The organism is Pseudomonas resinovorans NBRC 106553, from assembly GCF_000412695.1.
Lineage (GTDB): Bacteria > Pseudomonadota > Gammaproteobacteria > Pseudomonadales > Pseudomonadaceae > Metapseudomonas > Metapseudomonas resinovorans_A.
In genome coordinates this window covers 637,098-659,114 of sequence record NC_021499.1, presented here as the reverse complement: position 1 = coordinate 659,114, position 22,017 = coordinate 637,098, and the positions used below count along the sequence as shown (strand labels likewise).

At 57.9% G+C, this 22,017-nt stretch carries 12 protein-coding genes, 6 tRNA genes and 3 rRNA genes; all 21 read right to left on the bottom strand.

The window, feature by feature from the left end:
• Positions 1-98: 98 nt before the first annotated feature.
• The 21 genes from rpoC to PCA10_RS02845 all read right to left on the bottom strand — a co-directional run bounded on the left by rpoC (position 99) and on the right by PCA10_RS02845 (position 21,618).
• Positions 99-4,298, bottom strand: coding sequence for a DNA-directed RNA polymerase subunit beta' (rpoC, locus tag PCA10_RS02945; protein ID WP_016490527.1), 4,200 nt, complete (start codon positions 4,296-4,298; stop codon positions 99-101).
• A 67-nt stretch (positions 4,299-4,365) separates the two neighbouring features.
• Complete coding sequence (gene rpoB, locus PCA10_RS02940) at positions 4,366-8,439, bottom strand: DNA-directed RNA polymerase subunit beta (protein WP_016490526.1); 4,074 nt, start codon at positions 8,437-8,439, stop codon at positions 4,366-4,368.
• Positions 8,440-8,661: 222 nt separating this feature from the next.
• Positions 8,662-9,030, bottom strand: coding sequence for a 50S ribosomal protein L7/L12 (gene rplL, locus PCA10_RS02935; protein WP_016490525.1), 369 nt, complete (start codon positions 9,028-9,030; stop codon positions 8,662-8,664).
• An 83-nt stretch (positions 9,031-9,113) separates the two neighbouring features.
• The gene (gene rplJ / locus PCA10_RS02930) at positions 9,114-9,614 is read right to left on the bottom strand and encodes a 50S ribosomal protein L10 (RefSeq protein WP_016490524.1); all 501 of its coding nucleotides are present in this window, start codon (positions 9,612-9,614) and stop codon (positions 9,114-9,116) included.
• Between the two features lie 212 nt (positions 9,615-9,826).
• Positions 9,827-10,522: a 50S ribosomal protein L1 gene (rplA, locus tag PCA10_RS02925; protein WP_016490523.1), complete on the bottom strand. Its 696-nt coding sequence runs from the start codon at positions 10,520-10,522 to the stop codon at positions 9,827-9,829.
• Positions 10,522-10,953: a 50S ribosomal protein L11 gene (gene rplK, locus PCA10_RS02920; protein WP_016490522.1), complete on the bottom strand. Its 432-nt coding sequence runs from the start codon at positions 10,951-10,953 to the stop codon at positions 10,522-10,524. Before rplK ends, rplA begins: the two co-directional genes overlap by 1 nt.
• 116 nt (positions 10,954-11,069) lie before the next feature.
• Positions 11,070-11,603: a transcription termination/antitermination protein NusG gene (nusG, locus tag PCA10_RS02915; RefSeq protein WP_016490521.1), complete on the bottom strand. Its 534-nt coding sequence runs from the start codon at positions 11,601-11,603 to the stop codon at positions 11,070-11,072.
• Positions 11,604-11,613: 10 nt separating this feature from the next.
• On the bottom strand, positions 11,614-11,982 hold the full coding sequence (gene secE, locus PCA10_RS02910; protein WP_016490520.1) for a preprotein translocase subunit SecE: 369 nt from the start codon (positions 11,980-11,982) through the stop codon (positions 11,614-11,616).
• A 47-nt stretch (positions 11,983-12,029) separates the two neighbouring features.
• Positions 12,030-12,105: transfer RNA gene (locus PCA10_RS02905), tRNA-Trp, on the bottom strand.
• Positions 12,106-12,158: 53 nt separating this feature from the next.
• Positions 12,159-13,352 carry an elongation factor Tu gene (gene tuf, locus PCA10_RS02900; RefSeq protein ID WP_016490519.1) on the bottom strand — a complete coding sequence of 398 codons (1,194 nt, stop codon included), beginning with the start codon at positions 13,350-13,352 and terminating at the stop codon, positions 12,159-12,161.
• 84 nt (positions 13,353-13,436) lie between these two features.
• Positions 13,437-13,512, bottom strand: a tRNA-Thr gene (locus PCA10_RS02895).
• Positions 13,513-13,538: 26 nt separating this feature from the next.
• Positions 13,539-13,612, bottom strand: a tRNA-Gly gene (locus tag PCA10_RS02890).
• A 26-nt stretch (positions 13,613-13,638) separates the two neighbouring features.
• Positions 13,639-13,723, bottom strand: a tRNA-Tyr gene (locus PCA10_RS02885).
• Between the two features lie 144 nt (positions 13,724-13,867).
• On the bottom strand, positions 13,868-14,545 hold the full coding sequence (locus PCA10_RS02880; RefSeq protein WP_016490518.1) for an SPOR domain-containing protein: 678 nt from the start codon (positions 14,543-14,545) through the stop codon (positions 13,868-13,870).
• A 9-nt stretch (positions 14,546-14,554) separates the two neighbouring features.
• Complete coding sequence (locus PCA10_RS02875) at positions 14,555-15,304, bottom strand: pantothenate kinase (RefSeq protein WP_016490517.1); 750 nt, start codon at positions 15,302-15,304, stop codon at positions 14,555-14,557.
• Entirely contained in the window at positions 15,294-16,250 is a 957-nt protein-coding gene (gene birA, locus PCA10_RS02870; protein WP_041770115.1) for a bifunctional biotin--[acetyl-CoA-carboxylase] ligase/biotin operon repressor BirA, read from the bottom strand. Before birA ends, PCA10_RS02875 begins: the two co-directional genes overlap by 11 nt.
• A gap of 206 nt (positions 16,251-16,456) precedes the next feature.
• Positions 16,457-16,572, bottom strand: a 5S ribosomal RNA gene (rrf, locus tag PCA10_RS02865).
• A 141-nt stretch (positions 16,573-16,713) separates the two neighbouring features.
• Positions 16,714-19,604 (bottom strand): 23S ribosomal RNA (locus PCA10_RS02860).
• Between the two features lie 227 nt (positions 19,605-19,831).
• Positions 19,832-19,907 (bottom strand) — tRNA-Ala (locus PCA10_RS02855).
• Positions 19,908-19,939: 32 nt separating this feature from the next.
• Positions 19,940-20,016 (bottom strand) — tRNA-Ile (locus PCA10_RS02850).
• Between the two features lie 65 nt (positions 20,017-20,081).
• A 16S ribosomal RNA gene (locus tag PCA10_RS02845) occupies positions 20,082-21,618 on the bottom strand.
• The 16S, 23S and 5S rRNA genes sit together here with 2 tRNA genes alongside, the layout of an rRNA operon.
• Between the last annotated feature and the right edge of the window lie 399 nt (positions 21,619-22,017).

The window sequence follows — 22,017 nt, the reverse complement described above, 5'->3', positions numbered from 1 at the left end:
CCCTGCCAAATTTAGGGGTGCATGAGTCTAAAGAGACTGAATGCCCCCGTCAAGGCAATAACCCCCCGAAGGCCAGAGCCTCCGGGGGGTTATCACACTTAGTTGCTGCTGGAGTTCAGCGCTTCGGTCAGCGCCGCTTCCACTTCGCTCGCGCTCACGCGGACCGGCTTGCCGGCTTCGCGCTGACGCTTGCGCTCGCTGTGGTAGGCCAGGCCGGTACCGGCCGGGATCAGACGACCCACCACCACGTTTTCCTTCAGGCCGCGCAGGTAGTCGCGCTTGCCGGTTACCGCCGCTTCGGTCAGAACGCGGGTGGTTTCCTGGAAGGATGCCGCGGAGATGAACGACTCGGTGGACAGCGAGGCCTTGGTGATACCCAGCAGGACGCGCTCGAACTTGGCGATGAAGCGATCTTCGGTCGCCAGACGCTCGTTCTCTTCCAGTACCTGGGTCAGTTCCATCTGGTCGCCCTTGATGAAACTGGAGTCACCCGACTCGGCAATCTCGACCTTGCGCAGCATCTGGCGCAGGATGGTTTCGATGTGCTTGTCGTTGATCTTCACGCCCTGCAGGCGGTACACGTCCTGGATCTCGTTGACGATGTACTTGGCCAGCGCGCTGACGCCCAGCAGACGCAGGATGTCGTGCGGGTTGCTCGGACCGTCGGAGATAACTTCGCCGCGGTTCACCTGTTCGCCTTCGAACACGTTCAGGTGACGCCACTTCGGAATCAGCTCCTCGTAAGGATCGGTACCGTCGTTCGGGGTGATGACCAGACGGCGCTTGCCTTTGGTCTCCTTGCCGAAGGAGATGGTGCCGCTGATTTCCGCCAGGATCGAAGGCTCTTTCGGACGACGAGCTTCGAACAGGTCGGCAACGCGCGGCAGACCACCGGTGATGTCGCGGGTCTTCGAGGTTTCCTGCGGGATACGGGCGATAACGTCACCCACACCCACTTGCGCACCGTCGGCCACGCCAACCAGGGCGTTCGCCGGCAGGAAGTACTGGGCGGGAACGTCGGTACCCGGCAGCAGCAGTTCCTTGCCGTTGGCGTCGACCAGCTTCACGGCCGGACGGATGTCCTTGCCAGCAGCCGGACGGTCCTTCGGATCCAGAACCTCGATGTTGGTCAGACCGGTCAGTTCGTCGGTCTGGCGCTTGATGGTGATGCCCTCCTCCATGCCGACGAAGGTAACGGTACCCTTCATTTCGGTCACGATCGGGTGGGTGTGCGGGTCCCACTTGGCGACGATTGCGCCCGGGTCGACCTTGTCGCCTTCCTTCACGGAAATCACGGCACCGTACGGCAGCTTGTAGCGCTCGCGCTCACGACCGAAGTCGTCGGCAACCGCCAGCTCACCGGAACGGGACACAGCAACCAGGTTGCCGTTGAGGTTCTCGACGTGCTTCAGGTTGTGCAGGCGGATGGTACCGCCGTTCTTCACCTGGACGTTGTCGGCAGCCGAAGTACGGCTGGCCGCACCACCGATGTGGAAGGTACGCATGGTCAGCTGGGTACCCGGCTCACCGATGGACTGGGCGGCGATTACGCCGACAGCTTCACCGATGTTCACCTGGTGACCACGGGCCAGATCGCGACCGTAGCACTTGGCGCAGATGCCGTAGCGGGTTTCGCAGCTGATCGGCGAACGCACGATCACTTCGTCGACGCTCATGCGCTCGATGAACTCGACCCACTGCTCGTCGACCAGGGTACCGGCCGGAACGATGACTTCGTCGGAACCCGGCTTGAACACGTCACGGGCGATCACTCGACCCAGAACACGCTCGCCCAGGGGCTCGACCACGTCGCCGCCTTCGATGTGCGGAGTCATCAGCAGGCCATGCTCGGTGCCGCAGTCGACTTCGGTCACTACCAGGTCCTGGGCCACGTCGACGAGACGACGGGTCAGGTAACCGGAGTTCGCGGTCTTCAGTGCGGTATCCGCCAGACCCTTACGAGCACCGTGAGTGGAGATGAAGTACTGGAGTACGTTCAGGCCTTCACGGAAGTTCGCGGTGATGGGGGTCTCGATGATGGAGCCGTCCGGCTTGGCCATCAGGCCACGCATACCGGCCAGCTGACGGATCTGGGCCGCGGAACCCCGCGCACCGGAGTCCGCCATCATGTACATGGAGTTGAAGGACTCCTGGTCGACTTCCTTGCCTTCGCGGTCGATGACCTTCTCTTTCGAGAGGTTGGACATCATCGCCTTGGACACTTCGTCGTTGGCCTTGGACCAGAGGTCGATCACCTTGTTGTACTTCTCGCCCTGGGTTACCAGGCCGGAGGCGTACTGGGTCTCGATTTCCTTCACTTCGGCGGTGGCGGCATCGATGATGCGGGCCTTCTCGTCGGGAATGACGAAGTCATTCACACCGATGGAGACGCCGGAAATGGTGGAGTAGGCGAAACCGGTGTACATCAGCTGGTCAGCGAAGATGACGGTGTCCTTCAGGCCAACCACGCGATAGCACTGGTTGATCAGCTTGGAGATCGCCTTCTTCTTCATCGGCTGGTTGACCACGTCGAACGACAGGCCGGCCGGAACCACCTGGAACAGCAGCGCGCGGCCGACAGTGGTGTCGACGATGCGAGTGTTCTTGGTGATGCCACCGTCCTTGTCCTTCACGGTCTCGTTGATGCGCACTTTCACGCGGGCGTGCAGGGACGCTTCGCCGGCGCGGAACACGCGGTCGACTTCCTGCAGGTCAGCGAACACGCGACCTTCGCCTTTGGCGTTGACGGCTTCACGGGTCATGTAATACAGACCCAGAACCACGTCCTGCGACGGCACGATGATCGGCTCGCCGTTGGCGGGCGAGAGGATGTTGTTGGTGGACATCATCAGCGCGCGCGCTTCCAGCTGGGCCTCGAGGGTCAGCGGAACGTGGACGGCCATCTGGTCACCGTCGAAGTCGGCGTTGTACGCGGCGCAGACCAGCGGGTGCAGCTGGATGGCCTTGCCTTCGATCAGTACCGGCTCGAACGCCTGGATACCCAGACGGTGCAGGGTCGGCGCGCGGTTCAGCAGCACGGGGTGTTCGCGGATGACTTCGGCGAGAACGTCCCAGACCTCGGGCAGTTCGCGCTCGACCATCTTCTTGGCCGCCTTGATGGTGGTGGCCATGCCGCGGGCTTCCAGCTTGCCGAAGATGAACGGCTTGAACAGCTCGAGAGCCATCTTCTTGGGCAGACCGCACTGGTGCAGACGCAGGGTCGGACCTACGGTAATTACGGAACGACCGGAGTAGTCCACGCGCTTGCCGAGCAGGTTCTGACGGAAGCGACCTTGCTTGCCCTTGATCATGTCGGCCAGGGACTTCAGCGGGCGCTTGTTCGAGCCGGTGATGGCACGGCCACGACGGCCGTTGTCCAGCAGGGCGTCGACGGCTTCCTGCAGCATGCGCTTTTCGTTGCGCACGATGATGTCCGGAGCGGCCAGGTCGAGCAGGCGCTTCAGACGGTTGTTACGGTTGATCACCCGACGATACAGGTCGTTCAGGTCGGAAGTCGCGAAGCGGCCGCCATCCAGCGGAACCAGCGGACGCAGGTCCGGCGGCAGCACCGGCAGGACGGTCAGCACCATCCACTCGGGGTGGTTGCCGGAGTCCTTGAAGGCTTCCATCAGCTTCAGGCGCTTGGACAGCTTCTTGATCTTGGTTTCCGAGTTGGTCTGCGGAATCTCTTCGCGCAGGCGGCCAATCTCGTGGTCCAGATCGATAGCGTTGAGCAGCTCGCGAACGGCTTCCGCACCCATGCGGGCGTCGAAGTCGTCACCGAACTCTTCGAGGGCTTCGAAGTATTGCTCGTCGTTCAGCAGCTGGCCCTTCTCCAGGGTGGTCATACCCGGATCGATCACCACGTAGCTCTCGAAATAGAGCACGCGTTCGATGTCACGCAGGGTCATGTCCAGCAGCAGGCCGATACGCGACGGCAGGGACTTCAGGAACCAGATGTGGGCAACGGGGGAAGCCAGTTCGATATGGCCCATGCGCTCACGACGCACCTTGGCCAGGGCGACTTCCACGCCGCACTTCTCGCAGATCACACCGCGATGCTTGAGGCGCTTGTACTTACCGCACAGGCACTCGTAGTCCTTCACCGGGCCGAAGATCTTGGCGCAGAACAGGCCATCGCGCTCCGGCTTGAAGGTACGGTAGTTGATGGTCTCCGGCTTCTTCACTTCACCGAAGGACCAGGAACGGATCATCTCGGGCGAGGCCAGACCAATACGGATGGCATCGAACTCTTCGATTTGACCCTGGTTTTTCAACAGATTCAGCAAGTCTTTCAAGGCCTTTCCTCCTCACGGACCCGCTACGACCGGCCTTGACCAGCCGTAGCGTTTTGGGCGTCGCGTGTTATTCGGTTTCCAGTTCGATGTCGATGCCGAGCGAGCGGATCTCTTTGATCAACACGTTGAAGGACTCGGGCATGCCGGCCTCCATGCGGTGATCGCCGTCCACGATGTTTTTGTACATCTTGGTCCGACCGTTCACGTCGTCCGACTTCACAGTCAGCATTTCCTGCAGGGTGTAGGCGGCGCCGTAGGCTTCCAGAGCCCAGACCTCCATCTCCCCGAAACGCTGGCCACCGAACTGCGCCTTACCACCCAGCGGCTGCTGGGTAACCAGGCTGTAGGAACCGGTGGAACGTGCGTGCATCTTGTCGTCGACCAGGTGGTTCAGCTTGAGCATGTACATGTAGCCGACGGTGGTCGGACGCTCGAACTGGTTACCGGTACGGCCGTCGAACAGGCGCATCTGACCGCTTTCCGGCAGGTCAGCGAGCTTCAGCATGGCCTTGATCTCGCTTTCCTTGGCGCCGTCGAACACCGGGGTGGCCATGGGTACGCCGCCCTTCAGGTTCTTCGCCAGATCCAGGATTTCCTGGTCGCTCAGCTCGTTCAGGCTTTCCTGACGGCCACCGATCTCGTTGTAGATCTCATGGAGGAACTCGCGCAGTTCAGCGATCTTGCGCTGCTCTTCCATCATGCGGTTGATCTTCTCGCCCAGGCCCTTGGCTGCGAGGCCCAGGTGGGTTTCGAGGATCTGGCCGACGTTCATACGAGACGGTACGCCCAGCGGGTTCAGAACGATGTCGACCGGAGTGCCATTGGCATCGTGCGGCATGTCTTCGACCGGCATGATCACGGAGACCACACCCTTGTTACCGTGGCGGCCGGCCATCTTGTCGCCCGGCTGGATGCGGCGCTTGATAGCCAGGTAGACCTTGACGATCTTCAGTACGCCCGGAGCCAGGTCGTCGCCTTGCTGCAGCTTGCGCTTCTTGTCTTCGAACTTGTCGTCCAGCATCTGGCGACGGTCGGACAGGTAAGCCTGGGCCTTCTCCAGCTGCTCATTGAGGGCGTCTTCGGACATGCGCAGCTTGAACCACTGACCGCGCTCGAGACCGTCGAGGTACTCGTGGGTGATCTCGGTGCCTTTCTTCACGCCGGCGCCGCCTTCAGCGGTCTGACCGACCAGGGCGGAACGCAGACGCTCGAAGGTGGCGCCTTCGACGATGCGGAACTCTTCGTTCAGGTCCTTGCGGATCTCGTCCAGCTGCATCTTCTCGATGGACAGGGCACGGCTGTCGCGCTCCACGCCGTCGCGGGTGAAGACCTGTACGTCGATGACGGTGCCCTTGGTGCCGGTGGGCACGCGCAGGGAGGTGTCCTTCACGTCGGACGCCTTCTCACCGAAGATCGCGCGCAGCAGCTTCTCTTCCGGAGTCAGCTGGGTCTCGCCTTTCGGGGTGACCTTGCCGACCAGGATGTCGCCAGCCTGTACTTCAGCACCAACGTAAACGATACCGGCTTCGTCCAGCTTGTTCAGCGCAGCCTCACCCACGTTCGGGATGTCCGCGGTGATTTCCTCTGGGCCGAGCTTGGTGTCACGCGCCACACAGGTCAGTTCCTGGATGTGGATGGTGGTGAAGCGATCTTCCTGCACCACGCGCTCGGACAGGCAGATGGAGTCCTCGAAGTTGAAACCGTTCCAGGGCATGAACGCGACGCGCATGTTCTGACCCAGAGCGAGTTCACCCATGTCGGTGGACGGACCATCGGCGAGGATGTCGGCGCGAGCGACCACATCACCCTTCTGCACCAGCGGACGCTGGTTGATGCAGGTGTTCTGGTTGGAACGGGTGTATTTGGTCAGGTTGTAGATGTCGACACCGGCTTCGCCAGTCTCGACTTCGTCGTCATTCACGCGAACCACGATACGGCTGGCGTCGACGGAGTCGATCACACCGCCACGACGGGCCACGACGCAGACGCCGGAGTCGCGCGCTACGTTGCGCTCCATGCCGGTACCAACCAGGGGCTTGTCGGCACGCAGGGTCGGCACGGCCTGACGCTGCATGTTCGAACCCATGAGTGCACGGTTGGCGTCGTCGTGCTCGAGGAACGGAATCAGCGAGGCAGCGACGGAAACGACCTGCTTCGGCGACACGTCCATCAGGGTCACGTCTTCCGGCGCCTTGACGGTGAACTCGTTCAGGTGACGCACGGCCACCAGTTCGTCGACCAGCTGGCCCTTCTCGTTCATCGTTGCCGATGCCTGGGCGATGACGTGGTCGGCCTCTTCGATAGCGGAGAGGAAGACGATCTCGTCGGTCACCTGGGTGCCGTTGACAACGCGGTACGGGCTTTCCAGGAAGCCGTACTGGTTGGTGCGGGCGTAGGTGGCCAGGGAGTTGATCAGACCGATGTTCGGACCTTCAGGGGTTTCGATCGGGCACACGCGGCCGTAGTGGGTCGGGTGTACGTCACGAACCTCGAAGCCCGCGCGCTCACGGGTCAGACCACCTGGGCCGAGTGCGGAAACGCGGCGCTTGTGGGTGATCTCGGAGAGCGGGTTGTTCTGGTCCATGAACTGGGAGAGCTGGCTGGAACCGAAGAACTCCTTGATCGCGGCGGCCACCGGCTTGGCGTTGATCAGGTCCTGCGGCATCAGGCCTTCGCTTTCGGCCATGGACAGACGTTCCTTGACCGCGCGCTCGACGCGCACCAGACCAACACGGAACTGGTTCTCGGCCATCTCGCCGACGCAACGTACGCGACGGTTACCCAGGTGGTCGATGTCGTCGACGATGCCCTTGCCGTTACGGATGTCGACCAGGGTCTTCAGTACGTCAACGATGTCTTCCTTGCTCAGCACGCCCGAACCTTCGATCTCGGTGCGACCGATACGACGGTTGAACTTCATGCGGCCAACGGCGGACAGGTCGTAACGCTCGGCGCTGAAGAACAGGTTGTTGAACAGGGTTTCGGCGGCTTCCTTGGTCGGCGGCTCGCCAGGACGCATCATGCGGTAGATCTCGACCAGGGCTTCCAGCTGGTTGCCGGTGGAGTCGATCTTCAGGGTGTCCGAAATGAACGGACCGCAGTCGATGTCGTTGGTGTACAGGGTTTCGATGCGGACAACCTGGGCCTTGGCGATCTTCACCAGCAGGTCGGTGGTCAGCTCGGTGTTGCACTCGGCGATGATCTCGCCGGTAGCCGGATGCACGATGGCCTTGGCGCTGGTGCGACCCAGGACGTAGTCGAGCGGAACTTCCAGCTCTTTGATACCGGCTTTTTCCAGCTGGTTGATGTGGCGGGCGGTGATACGACGGCCCTGCTCCACAATCACCTTGCCGCTCGGATCCTTGATGTCGAACACGGCGATTTCGCCACGCAGACGCTGCGGAACCAGCTCCAGGTGCAGACCTTCGCCTTTAACGTGGAAGACGTTGGTGGCGTAGAAGGCATTCAGCACTTCTTCGGTGGTGTAGTTCAGCGCGCGCAGCAGGACGGTGGCCGGCAGTTTGCGGCGACGGTCGATACGAACGAATACGCAGTCCTTCGGGTCGAACTCGAAGTCCAGCCAGGAGCCGCGGTAGGGAATGATGCGAGCGGAGTACAGCAGCTTGCCCGAGCTGTGGGTCTTGCCACGGTCGTGGTCGAAGAACACACCCGGCGAACGGTGCAGCTGGGAAACGATGACGCGCTCGGTACCGTTGATGATGAAGGTACCGTTCTCGGTCATCAGGGGGATTTCCCCCATGTAGACTTCCTGCTCCTTGATGTCCTTGATCGCTTTGTTCGACGATTCTTTGTCGAAAATGATCAGACGGACTTTCACCCGCAGCGGCACGGCGAAGGTCACACCGCGCAGTACGCATTCCTTGACATCGAAGGCCGGTTCGCCCAGGCGATAACCGACATATTCCAGGGCGGCGTTGCCGGAATAGCTGATGATCGGGAAAACAGACTTGAAGGCCGCGTGCAGACCGATGTCACGGAACTGCTCTTTGCTGACTCCCGCCTGCAGGAATTCGCGATACGAATCCAGCTGGATGGCCAGGAGGTAGGGTACATCCATGACGTCCGGCAACTTGCTAAAGTCTTTGCGGATACGTTTTTTCTCAGTGTATGAGTAAGCCATCAGCGTTCCCCAGCTTGGTCACCTGCTTGTTTGGCCCCTCCGACGGGAGCAGCCAGAAAATCGTGCAAACCCCTTGGTTTGCTCCGCCTCCCAATGGAGGTCGGGGTCCATCCCAGGTGGCACCCGGAGGGCAACCACCTAGAACGGAAAAAGGCCGGTGGCATGAGCCACCAGCCGTCAGCCTTGCGCGAAGCGCTTCGGCTGTTGACGCAAGGTCGTCGCTTACTTGAGCTCGACTTTGGCGCCAGCTTCTTCCAGAGCTTTCTTGGCAGCTTCGGCCTCTTCTTTCGAAGCGCCTTCTTTGACCACGCCCGGGGCGCCGTCAACAACTGCCTTGGCTTCTTTCAGACCCAGACCGGTCAGTTCGCGAACGACTTTGATCACGTTCACTTTCTTGTCGCCGGCTTCGGTCAGGATGATGTTGAACTCGGTTTGCTCTTCAGCAACAGCGGCGGCGGCAGCCGGGCCAGCGGCAACGGCGGCAGCAGCGGTAACACCGAACTTCTCTTCCATCGCTTTGATCAGTTCAACGATCTGCATAACGGACATTTCGGATACGGCGTTGATGATGTCTTCGTTGGTCAGAGCCATGACTCTAATTCCTGTATTGGTGGACAGCCTTCGCGGCCATCAAAATTTGAAAGTTTTTGCTGAAAGAGGTTATGCGGCCTGGATTAGGCAGCAGCGCCTTCTTTCTGGTCGCGAATAGCCGCCAGAGTACGAGCCAGCTTGCTGGTAGCGCCTTGAATAACGCTCATCAGCTGTGCAACGGCTTCGTTGTAGGTCGGCAGGGTCGCCAGTACGTCGATCTGATTGGCTGCGAGGAACTGGCCCTCGAATGCAGCGGCCTTGATCTCGAACTTGTCCTGACCCTTGGCGAACTCCTTGAAGATACGAGCGGCAGCGCCCGGATGTTCGTTGGAGAAAGCGATCAGGGTCGGGCCTTTGAACACGTCGTTGAGCACTTCGAACTGAGTGCCGGCAACGGCGCGACGAGCCAGGGTGTTACGTACTACGCGCACGTATACACCAGCCTCGCGGGCCTCTTTACGGAGTCCGGTCATAGCCGCTACGGTCACGCCACGGGCATCAGCCACGACAGCGGACAGGCCAGCTTTGGCAGCCTCGTTGACTTCAGCGACGATGGCCTTCTTGTCTTCGAGTTTAATTGCCACGGGTCTAACTCCTGGATGTTACCGTTTCGTCCAGCCGGAGCCGGACGGCGTTTTGGTGTCTGATTCGGTAAACGAATCGGGAGCACCATCTGCGTAGGCTCGGAAATCGCTTCCCGGTTTGAGGCTTGCGCCGCCTACGGTCTTGGATAGCCCCCGCCAGGCAGGGACCCCAATACCTGGCGCGACGGACGAATCCGCCGCGCCTTTATCACTTAGCCTTCGAGGGAAGCCTGATCGATCTGCAGACCCGGGCCCATGGTGGTGCTCAGGGTCACGCGCTTCAGGTACACACCCTTGGAGGTGGACGGCTTCAGACGCTTCAGGTCGGCCAGCAGAGCTTCAACGTTCTGCTTCAGCTTGATCGGCTCGAAGTCGACCTTGCCAACGGAGGCGTGAATGATGCCGTTCTTGTCGGTACGGAAACGCACCTGACCAGCTTTGGCGTTCTTCACGGCGGTTGCTACGTCAGGGGTCACGGTGCCGACTTTCGGGTTCGGCATCAGACCGCGCGGGCCGAGGATCTGGCCCAGCTGACCAACAACACGCATCGCGTCCGGGGAGGCGATAACGACGTCGTAGTTCAGGTCGCCGGCTTTCATTTCGGCAGCCAGTTCGTCCATACCAACCTTTTCGGCGCCGGCAGCCAGAGCGGCTTCAGCAGCCGGGCCCTGGGTGAACACGGCAACGCGAACGCTGCGGCCGGTGCCGTTCGGCAGAACGGTAGCGCCACGAACGACCTGGTCGGATTTACGCGGGTCAACACCGAGGTTGATGGAGACGTCCACGGACTCTTTGAACTTGGAGGTCGCCAGCTCGGCCAGCAGTTTGGCGGCGTCTTCGAAACCGTATTGCTTGCCGGCTTCTACTTTCTCGGCGATCGCCTTTTGGCGCTTGGTCAGCTTAGCCATTACACACCCTCCACGTTCAGGCCCATGCTACGAGCGGAACCGGCGATGCTACGCACGGCCGCGTCCAGGTCAGCTGCAGTCAGATCAGCCTTCTTGGCTTTAGCGATCTCTTCCAGCTGAGCACGGGTAACGGTGCCTACTTTCTGGGTGTTCGGACGGGGCGAACCGCTGGTGATGCCGGCTGCTTTCTTCAGCAGCACGGAAGCCGGGGTGCTCTTGGTCTCGAAAGTGAAGCTGCGGTCGCTGTATACGGTGATGATCACGGGAGTCGGCAGACCCGGCTCGAGGCCTTGGGTACGGGCGTTGAACGCCTTGCAGAATTCCATGATGTTCACACCGTGCTGACCGAGGGCAGGGCCTACGGGCGGCGACGGGTTGGCCTGAGCGGCCTTCACTTGCAGCTTGATATAAGCTTGAATCTTCTTAGCCATGTATAACTCCAGTTACGGGTTCTAGCGCCCGAAGGCTCCCCGATTGCTTTCGCGTTTATCCCAGTGACGACAAAACCCCGCAACCTAGGGCTGCGGGGTTGGGATGCCATTGTCAGTTAAGCCTTCTCGACCTGACTGAACTCCAGCTCTACCGGTGTAGAGCGGCCGAAGATGAGCACGGCCACTTGGATCCGGCTCTTCTCGTAGTTGACTTCTTCGACGACGCCATTGAAGTCGGCAAACGGACCGTCGATAACACGAACAGTCTCACCCGGCTCGAACAGGGTCTTCGGCTTCGGCTTGTCACCGCTGTCGGCTACGCGACGCAGGATGGCCTCAGCTTCTTTTTCGGTGATGGGCGCAGGCTTATCGGCGGTACCACCAATGAAGCCCATTACGCGCGGCGTATCCTTGATCAAGTGCCAAGTCGCCTCGCTCATCTCCATCTGAACCAGCACATAGCCAGGGAAGAATTTGCGTTCGCTTTTGCGCTTCTGGCCGTTACGCATTTCCACCACTTCTTCAGTGGGGACCAGAATTTCGCCGAACTCTTCTTCCATGCCAGCCAGCTTGACGCGCTCGATCAGCGAGCGCATGACATGCTTCTCGTAACCCGAGTAAGCATGCACAACGTACCAACGCTTAGCCACGGCGCACCTATTAACCAACAATCATCGACACAAGCCAACCGAGCAGGGTATCGAGACCCCACAGCAGCAGCGCCATTACCAGGACAACAGCCACAACAATCAGAGTGGTCTGAGTGGTTTCTTGACGAGTCGGCCAAACAACCTTGCGAATTTCCGCGCGAGCTTCCTTGGCGAGAACGAAGAAAGCCTGCCCTTTTGCAGTCTGCAGAGCCACGACAGCGGCGGCAGCAGCAAGAGCGAGAAGCGCGAGAACGCGGTACAGGATCGGCTCAGCAGAGAAGTACTGATTGCCGACCACACCAACAGCAACAAGAGCCACAACAACGACCCACTTCAATGCATCGAAGCGTGCTTCTTTGGCTTCAGCCTTGGCATTCATCAGCTAAGATCCTGTGAGAGAAATGCCAGATTCTCATTCGTGGAATCTGGCAGGCCAGGAGGGAATCGAACCCCCAACCTGCGGTTTTGGAGACCGCCGCTCTGCCAATTGAGCTACTGGCCTGTAACAAAGTCAGGCCGACCATTATGCCGGCCTGACACACCAAGATCAAGTCGTTATTCGAAGATCTTGGCTACAACACCGGCGCCAACGGTACGGCCGCCTTCGCGAATCGCGAAGCGCAGACCGTCTTCCATGGCGATCGGAGCGATCAGGGTGACAACCATCTTGATGTTGTCGCCCGGCATTACCATCTCAACGCCTTCCGGCAGTTCGCAGTTACCGGTCACGTCAGTGGTACGGAAGTAGAACTGCGGACGGTAGCCTTTGAAGAACGGAGTGTGACGACCGCCCTCTTCCTTGGACAGCACGTACACTTCGCACTCGAACTTGGTGTGCGGCTTGATGGTGCCCGGCTTGGCCAGAACCTGACCACGCTCTACGTCGTCACGCTTGGTGCCGCGCAGCAGGACGCCAACGTTCTCACCAGCACGACCTTCGTCGAGCAGCTTGCGGAACATTTCAACGCCGGTGCAGGTGGTCTTGGTGGTCGCGCGAATGCCGACGATCTCGACCTCTTCCTGAACCTTGACGATGCCACGCTCAACACGACCGGTTACCACGGTGCCGCGGCCGGAGATGGAGAACACGTCTTCGATCGGCAGCAGGAACGGCTGGTCGATGGCACGCACCGGCTCCGGAATGTAGGAGTCCAGGGTCTCTACCAGCTTACGAACGGCGGAAACGCCGATTTCGTTGTCGTCCTTACCTTCCAGAGCCATCAGAGCGGAACCGACGATGATCGGAGTGTCGTCGCCCGGGAAGTCGTAGGTGTTGAGCAGGTCGCGAACTTCCATTTCAACCAGTTCCAGCAACTCAGCGTCGTCAACCATGTCGGCCTTGTTCAGGAACACGACAATGTAAGGAACGCCTACCTGACGGGACAGCAGGATGTGCTCGCGGGTCTGCGGCATGGGGCCGTCAGCAGCGGAGCAAACCAGGATCGCGCCATCCATCTGGGCAGCACCGGTGATCATGTTCTTCACGTAGTCAGCGTGACCGGGGCAGTCAACGTGAGCGTAGTGACGAACAGCGGAATCGTACTCAACGTGGGAAGTGTTGATGGTGATACCGCGAGCTTTCTCTTCCGGCGCGTTGTCGATCTGGTCGAACGCACGAGCGGAACCGCCCCAGGTCTCGGAGCAGACCTTGGTCAGCGCAGCAGTCAGAGTGGTCTTACCATGGTCAACGTGACCAATAGTACCGACGTTGACGTGCGGTTTATTACGTTCGAACTTTTCTTTAGCCATCGAGAACGTCTCCCATCAAGAGTTGAGCGAGTTACGCCACCATTAAAACAAAGGCAGATATTTTCATATCTGCCTTTGTTAAGATGGAGCTCATGAGCGGATTTGAACCGCTGACCTCACCCTTACCAAGGGTGTGCTCTACCAGCTGAGCTACATGAGCCAAACACATTACGAAAACAGCGAACTTGGAGCGGGTAGCGGGAATCGAACCCGCATCATCAGCTTGGAAGGCTGAGGTTCTACCACTGAACTATACCCGCGGAGCTCACAGCTCTCGCTTTGAATCTGGTGGAGGGAGAAGGATTCGAACCTTCGAAGTCTATGACGTCAGATTTACAGTCTGATCCCTTTGGCCGCTCGGGAATCCCTCCAAGGGACGGCGGCATTCTCTTCTTCTGCCACCCTGCTGTCAAGCGATTTTCTCATTAAAATCTTGAGGTTAGCCTCACTTGGCAGCAGCTTCGCAATTGAGCCTTTTGGGCCTACGCTGCGAAGCGGGCGCCATTCTATGCAAGCTAACGAGGAGATGCAACACCTTCGCACTGCATAAGTTGATGTTTTAATCCGGAAAAATCTCGGGACAGCTGTTCGAGCAGCGGATCATCAACAAGTCTGCGGCTTTCAGGGGCGACGCGCACCCAGTAGTCACGGTGTGCACGGGTCAGTTCTCGCAAGAAAGGCTCATATCCGGCATCACGCAAACGCTGCATGACACTCTCTGCAGAGTCCAGCCGCGGGAAAATCCCCAGCGAGATTCCATTGACCAGGTCGCCCTGAGTCACGATATAGCTGTCGATCTTGCGCGCCTGAAGCTCCTTGAGTTGACGCAGGGACGCTTCCCGCGATGCCAGCGGCGCGAGATAGACCCAATAGTCCACACCCGCAGCGGCATCCACCGGCTGAACCGTCGCGGCAATATCCAGGCTGATCAGCCGTTGTTCGACTTCGCGTGCTTGTTCTTCGCGATCGAAACCACCCAGGAAGAGGCAAACGGCCTCCTCTGCCTTCGCCGCAGGCGCTGCACTACGCCTGGGCTGAACATTGTCGGACTCGCTGAGCAGGCGGATATCTTGCTGCCCACCCTTATAGAGGGACAGCGTCTCCACCTCCTTCGGCCGCAGCGGAGCCTGCTGCTGATGCCAGACGTAGTAGAAAAGATTGAGGACCAGGAGGAACAGGAACAACCAACGCATGGAACAACCTCAATGCAATGGACAAGCGATTGCCAGCCCGGTGAACACCAGATCCGGCAATACCCTTGCGCGCGGCAGCACATCGCGGACCAGGAGAGCATCGCCACCCGTGAGGAAAACCTCGAAATCATCCCCGAGGTGCTCCGCAGCCAATTCGATCTGCGCCTGGACAAACCCGCGCAGCATCAGCAAACAGCCACGCTCAACAGCCTCTACGGTCGAACGACCAGGAACCATTTCCAGCAACGCCTTCTCCGCAGCAGCATCGTCGTAACGTATACGCCGCGTGTGGGTCCGCAACTGGTTGCGCATGAGCGGCATGCCGGGACAAATGAAGCCCCCCAGGTGCTCACCCTCCCCGGTGACCAGATCAGAGGTCACGGCAGTCCCAAGATCCAGAACGAGACAAGGCTTGCGGGCGATGTGATAGGCCCCCAACACCGCCAACCAGCGATCCAGCCCAAGACGCTGATACTCGGAATAACCATTGCGCACACCCGCCATTTCCACCACAGGCGAAGCACTGGCACTGGAAACACCGAACATGTCCTGCAACTGCCGGGTCAATGCGCGGGTTTCTTCGTCGGACCGAACGCTGACCAATCGACAATGGCGCAATGCCAAATCGGGAACCGACCGAAGCGCCGAGACCAGCTCCTCATCGGAGCCGACGACACCGCCAGCAAGCGTCTTCACCTGAGCGCTGTCGATTACCCGCCACTTGATAAAACTGTTGCCGCAGTCCAGCTCAAGAATCATCACTCAACCTCAAACTGAGCTCTCCACCGCTGTAAGCTCGCTCTTCACCATCGACGCTGAGGCGCAGAGCCCCCGTTGCATCGATTCCCAAGACCCTTCCCTGGATTTTCTGTACGCCGGCAATCAAGCTGACCGGCTTTCCCTGCCAAAGATGACCGCCTTCCCACTCCTCGCGAAGCGCTGAAAACCCTTCGAGCTCGTGGCGACGCAAGTAGCCTTCGAGGCAGGCGCTGAGCTGAGCAATCAATGCGTTCCTGTCGATCAATGTGCCGGACTCGGACTGCATGGACGTCCAGGGTTGATCGATATCGACCACGGACGACTGCATATTCACATTGATGCCGATGCCGACAACCACGTGACAGATGTCGGCAGGATCACCCAGGAGCTCGAGCAGGATTCCCGCAATCTTTCGGTTGTTGACCAGGAGATCGTTGGGCCACTTCAGCCCGGCATCTACCAAGCCGAACGCGCGCAGCGTACTCAGCACAGCAAGACCGATCACCAGGCTCAAGCCCTCGAGCTGGCGGGCGCCACCATTAATGCGCAATGCAAGACTGTAGTAGAGGTTCTGGGCATAGGGACTGACCCACCGGCGCCCCCGCCTTCCCCGCCCCTCGGTCTGACGCTCCGCCACGACCGCGAATGGAGGAACCTCTCCAGCCGCAAGGCGCCGCATGACCTCCGCATTGGTAGAGTCCAGCGAGTCGAACACACGATGCGCCCAAGGAGAACCCGCCTTGTTCAATGCTTCGCTGTCGAGCAGGCTCAGGGGACTTTGCAGCCGGTAACCACGACCGCGCACCTTGTATATAGGGAGACTGAGTTCCGCCTCTAGCTGCTGCAGCTGCTTCCAGACGGCACTTCTGCTAACACCAAGGGCTGCACCCAGAGCCTGCCCGGAGTGGAAACGCCCATCCTGCAGAAGTTTCAATAGAGTCAGCATGTGCTGGGTCCGGCTCACAATGAGGCAGGCATCATATCCATGCACACTCAGGTTGCATAGAAATCCGGCAGGCCCAAGTAGCTCAATCGATACACGACACTGGCGGCTCAGCCCACCGGTGTCATGGGGCTGTTTCGCGCGCCCAGTTTTTCGCGCACAAAGACAAACCCCCGATACGCGAGGCGTATCGGGGGTTTGGGATAGAAGCTTGACGATGACCTACTCTCACATGGAGAAGCTCCACACTACCATCGGCGATGCGTCGTTTCACTACTGAGTTCGGGATGGGATCAGGTGGTTCCAACGCTCTATGGTCGTCAAGCAATTCGGTTGGGATCTCGCGGTGAGGCGCGATCCCGAATCAGGTATGTGACAGTCTGGGTATTTGCGGTTCTTGCGAACTTTCGGTTTCTATCGACTTCAACCAGTCGCACCCACAATCACCAGATTGTTTGGGTGTTATATGGTCAAGCCTCACGGGCAATTAGTATTGGTTAGCTCAACGCCTCACAGCGCTTACACACCCAACCTATCAACGTCGTAGTCTTCGACGGCCCTTTAGGGGATTCAAGATCCCAGTGAGATCTCATCTTGAGGCGAGTTTCCCGCTTAGATGCTTTCAGCGGTTATCTCTTCCGAACATAGCTACCCGGCGATGCCACTGGCGTGACAACCGGAACACCAGAGGTTCGTCCACTCCGGTCCTCTCGTACTAGGAGCAGCCCCTCTCAAATCTCAAACGTCCACGGCAGATAGGGACCGAACTGTCTCACGACGTTCTAAACCCAGCTCGCGTACCACTTTAAATGGCGAACAGCCATACCCTTGGGACCGGCTTCAGCCCCAGGATGTGATGAGCCGACATCGAGGTGCCAAACACCGCCGTCGATATGAACTCTTGGGCGGTATCAGCCTGTTATCCCCGGAGTACCTTTTATCCGTTGAGCGATGGCCCTTCCATACAGAACCACCGGATCACTAAGACCTACTTTCGTACCTGCTCGACGTGTCTGTCTCGCAGTCAAGCGCGCTTTTGCCTTTATACTCTACGACCGATTTCCGACCGGTCTGAGCGCACCTTCGTACTCCTCCGTTACTCTTTAGGAGGAGACCGCCCCAGTCAAACTGCCCACCATACACTGTCCTCGATCCGGATGACGGACCAGAGTTAGAACCTCAAGCATGCCAGGGTGGTATTTCAAGGATGGCTCCACGAGAACTGGCGTCCTCGCTTCAAAGCCTCCCACCTATCCTACACAAGCAGGCTCAAAGTCCAGTGCAAAGCTACAGTAAAGGTTCACGGGGTCTTTCCGTCTAGCCGCGGATACACTGCATCTTCACAGCGATTTCAATTTCACTGAGTCTCGGGTGGAGACAGCGCCGCCATCGTTACGCCATTCGTGCAGGTCGGAACTTACCCGACAAGGAATTTCGCTACCTTAGGACCGTTATAGTTACGGCCGCCGTTTACCGGGGCTTCGATCAAGAGCTTCGCTTGCGCTAACCCCATCAATTAACCTTCCGGCACCGGGCAGGCGTCACACCCTATACGTCCACTTTCGTGTTTGCAGAGTGCTGTGTTTTTAATAAACAGTCGCAGCGGCCTGGTATCTTCGACCGGCATGAGCTTACGGAGCAAGTCCTTCACCCTCACCGGCGCACCTTCTCCCGAAGTTACGGTGCCATTTTGCCTAGTTCCTTCACCCGAGTTCTCTCAAGCGCCTTGGTATTCTCTACCCAACCACCTGTGTCGGTTTGGGGTACGGTTCCTAATTACCTGAAGCTTAGAGGCTTTTCCTGGAAGCATGGCATCAACCACTTCATGTTCTAAAAGAACACTCGTCATCAGCTCTCGGCCTTGAACACCCGGATTTGCCTAAGTGTTCGGCCTACCACCTTAAACTTGGACAACCAACGCCAAGCTGGCCTAGCCTTCTCCGTCCCCCCATCGCAGTAATTAGAAGTACGGGAATATTAACCCGTTTCCCATCGACTACGCATTTCTGCCTCGCCTTAGGAGCCGACTCACCCTGCGTCGATTAACGTTGCGCAGGAACCCTTGGTCTTTCGGCGTGCGAGTTTTTCACTCGCATTGTCGTTACTCATGTCAGCATTCGCACTTCTGATACCTCCAGCAAGCTTCTCAACTCACCTTCACAGGCTTACAGAACGCTCCTCTACCGCTCGTCTTACGACGAACCCGTAGCTTCGGTGTATGGTTTGAGCCCCGTTACATCTTCCGCGCAGGCCGACTCGACTAGTGAGCTATTACGCTTTCTTTAAAGGGTGGCTGCTTCTAAGCCAACCTCCTAGCTGTCTAAGCCTTCCCACATCGTTTCCCACTTAACCATAACTTTGGGACCTTAGCTGACGGTCTGGGTTGTTTCCCTTTTCACGACGGACGTTAGCACCCGCCGTGTGTCTCCCACGCTGACACTTCCAGGTATTCGGAGTTTGCATCGGTTTGGTAAGTCGGGATGACCCCCTAGCCGAAACAGTGCTCTACCCCCTGGAGTGATACGTGAGGCGCTACCTAAATAGCTTTCGAGGAGAACCAGCTATCTCCGAGCTTGATTAGCCTTTCACTCCGATCCACAGGTCATCCGCTAACTTTTCAACGGTAGTCGGTTCGGTCCTCCAGTCAGTGTTACCTAACCTTCAACCTGCCCATGGATAGATCGCCCGGTTTCGGGTCTATACCCAGCGACTAAACGCCCTATTAAGACTCGCTTTCGCTACGCCTCCCCTATTCGGTTAAGCTCGCCACTGAATATAAGTCGCTGACCCATTATACAAAAGGTACGCAGTCACCTAACAAAGTAGGCTCCCACTGCTTGTACGCATACGGTTTCAGGTTCTATTTCACTCCCCTCTCCGGGGTTCTTTTCGCCTTTCCCTCACGGTACTGGTTCACTATCGGTCAGTCAGTAGTATTTAGCCTTGGAGGATGGTCCCCCCATATTCAGACAAAGTTTCTCGTGCTCCGTCCTACTCGATTTCACTTCCTGGACCCTTTCGCGTACGGGGCTATCACCCACTATGGCCGCACTTTCCAGAGCGTTCCGCTAAAATCCAAGAAGCTTAAGGGCTAATCCCCGTTCGCTCGCCACTACTAAGGGAATCTCGGTTGATTTCTATTCCTCAGGGTACTTAGATGTTTCAGTTCCCCTGGTTCGCCTCTTGCACCTATGGATTCAGTACAAGATACCTAGGTTATCCTAGGTGGGTTCCCCCATTCAGAGATCTCCGGATCAAAGTCTGTTTGCCGACTCCCCGAAGCTTATCGCAGGCTACCACGTCTTTCATCGCCTCTGACTGCCAAGGCATCCACCGTATGCGCTTCTTCACTTGACCATATAACCCCAAGCAATCTGCTCGTGATCATAGGGGTGAAGACGACATTCGCCGAAAATTCGCGCTTGAACTCGCAAATTTTACCTTGATTCATTGAGTGCAGTGAAACACTCAACAAGTCACTTCTATCACATACCCGAATTTTTAAAGAACGATTCTGAAGCAAAGTTCAGAATTCAATATCCCACTCGAGATATTCAATTCTGGACTCTTGATCAGCCTGGAGATGGTGGAGCCAAGGAGGATCGAACTCCTGACCTCCTGCGTGCAAAGCAGGCGCTCTCCCAGCTGAGCTATGGCCCCAATGTCAACCGGTCATACGACCCCGCGACAATTGGTGGGTCTGGGCAGATTCGAACTGCCGACCTCACCCTTATCAGGGGTGCGCTCTAACCAACTGAGCTACAGACCCAATCGCCTTCGCAATTGAATCAAGCAATTCGTGTGGGAACTTATGAAGAAGCTGAAGTCTTCGATTAAGGAGGTGATCCAGCCGCAGGTTCCCCTACGGCTACCTTGTTACGACTTCACCCCAGTCATGAATCACTCCGTGGTAACCGTCCCCCTTGCGGTTAGACTAGCTACTTCTGGAGCAACCCACTCCCATGGTGTGACGGGCGGTGTGTACAAGGCCCGGGAACGTATTCACCGTGACATTCTGATTCACGATTACTAGCGATTCCGACTTCACGCAGTCGAGTTGCAGACTGCGATCCGGACTACGATCGGTTTTATGGGATTAGCTCCACCTCGCGGCTTGGCAACCCTTTGTACCGACCATTGTAGCACGTGTGTAGCCCTGGCCGTAAGGGCCATGATGACTTGACGTCATCCCCACCTTCCTCCGGTTTGTCACCGGCAGTCTCCTTAGAGTGCCCACCATAACGTGCTGGTAACTAAGGACAAGGGTTGCGCTCGTTACGGGACTTAACCCAACATCTCACGACACGAGCTGACGACAGCCATGCAGCACCTGTGTCTGAGTTCCCGAAGGCACCAATCCATCTCTGGAAAGTTCTCAGCATGTCAAGGCCAGGTAAGGTTCTTCGCGTTGCTTCGAATTAAACCACATGCTCCACCGCTTGTGCGGGCCCCCGTCAATTCATTTGAGTTTTAACCTTGCGGCCGTACTCCCCAGGCGGTCGACTTATCGCGTTAGCTGCGCCACTAAGATCTCAAGGATCCCAACGGCTAGTCGACATCGTTTACGGCGTGGACTACCAGGGTATCTAATCCTGTTTGCTCCCCACGCTTTCGCACCTCAGTGTCAGTATCAGTCCAGGTAGTCGCCTTCGCCACTGGTGTTCCTTCCTATATCTACGCATTTCACCGCTACACAGGAAATTCCACTACCCTCTACCGTACTCTAGCTCAGTAGTTTTGGAGGCAGTTCCCAGGTTGAGCCCGGGGATTTCACCTCCAACTTGCTGAACCACCTACGCGCGCTTTACGCCCAGTAATTCCGATTAACGCTTGCACCCTTCGTATTACCGCGGCTGCTGGCACGAAGTTAGCCGGTGCTTATTCTGTTGGTAACGTCAAAACAGCAAGGTATTAACTTACTGCCCTTCCTCCCAACTTAAAGTGCTTTACAATCCGAAGACCTTCTTCACACACGCGGCATGGCTGGATCAGGCTTTCGCCCATTGTCCAATATTCCCCACTGCTGCCTCCCGTAGGAGTCTGGACCGTGTCTCAGTTCCAGTGTGACTGATCATCCTCTCAGACCAGTTACGGATCGTCGCCTTGGTGAGCCTTTACCCCACCAACTAGCTAATCCGACCTAGGCTCATCTGATAGCGTGAGGTCCGAAGATCCCCCACTTTCTCCCGTAGGACGTATGCGGTATTAGCGTCCGTTTCCGAACGTTATCCCCCACTACCAGGCAGATTCCTAGGCATTACTCACCCGTCCGCCGCTCGCCGGCATCCCGAAGGACCCGCTGCCGCTCGACTTGCATGTGTTAGGCCTGCCGCCAGCGTTCAATCTGAGCCATGATCAAACTCTTCAGTTCAATACTGCTTGGGTTTTGAGAAAACCCTAAACTTGGCTCAGCAATCGCAAATAAACTCTTTGAATTCACGAAGAGTTACTTGTGTTGCTGATAATCAGTCGACTACCAGTCTTACTTCACAAGCACCCACACGAATTGCTTGATTCAGTTGTTAAAGAGCGTTTCGATCAAGTCTTTCGTCTCAACCGAGGCCGCGCATTCTACAGCAGCCTTTCTTTCTGTCAAGCTGTTTTTCGAAGAATTTCTCTTTCTACTCAACCGCTTGCGCTTTCGATCCGATCACTCTTCTCGTCAGCGGGAGGCGCATTCTACAGCGTTCAAACTCGCTGTCAACGCCTCTGTGATCTTCTTCGTTCGCCCTTTCGGAAGCCCGAAGTGGCCAGCTCTACCACCGCTCGC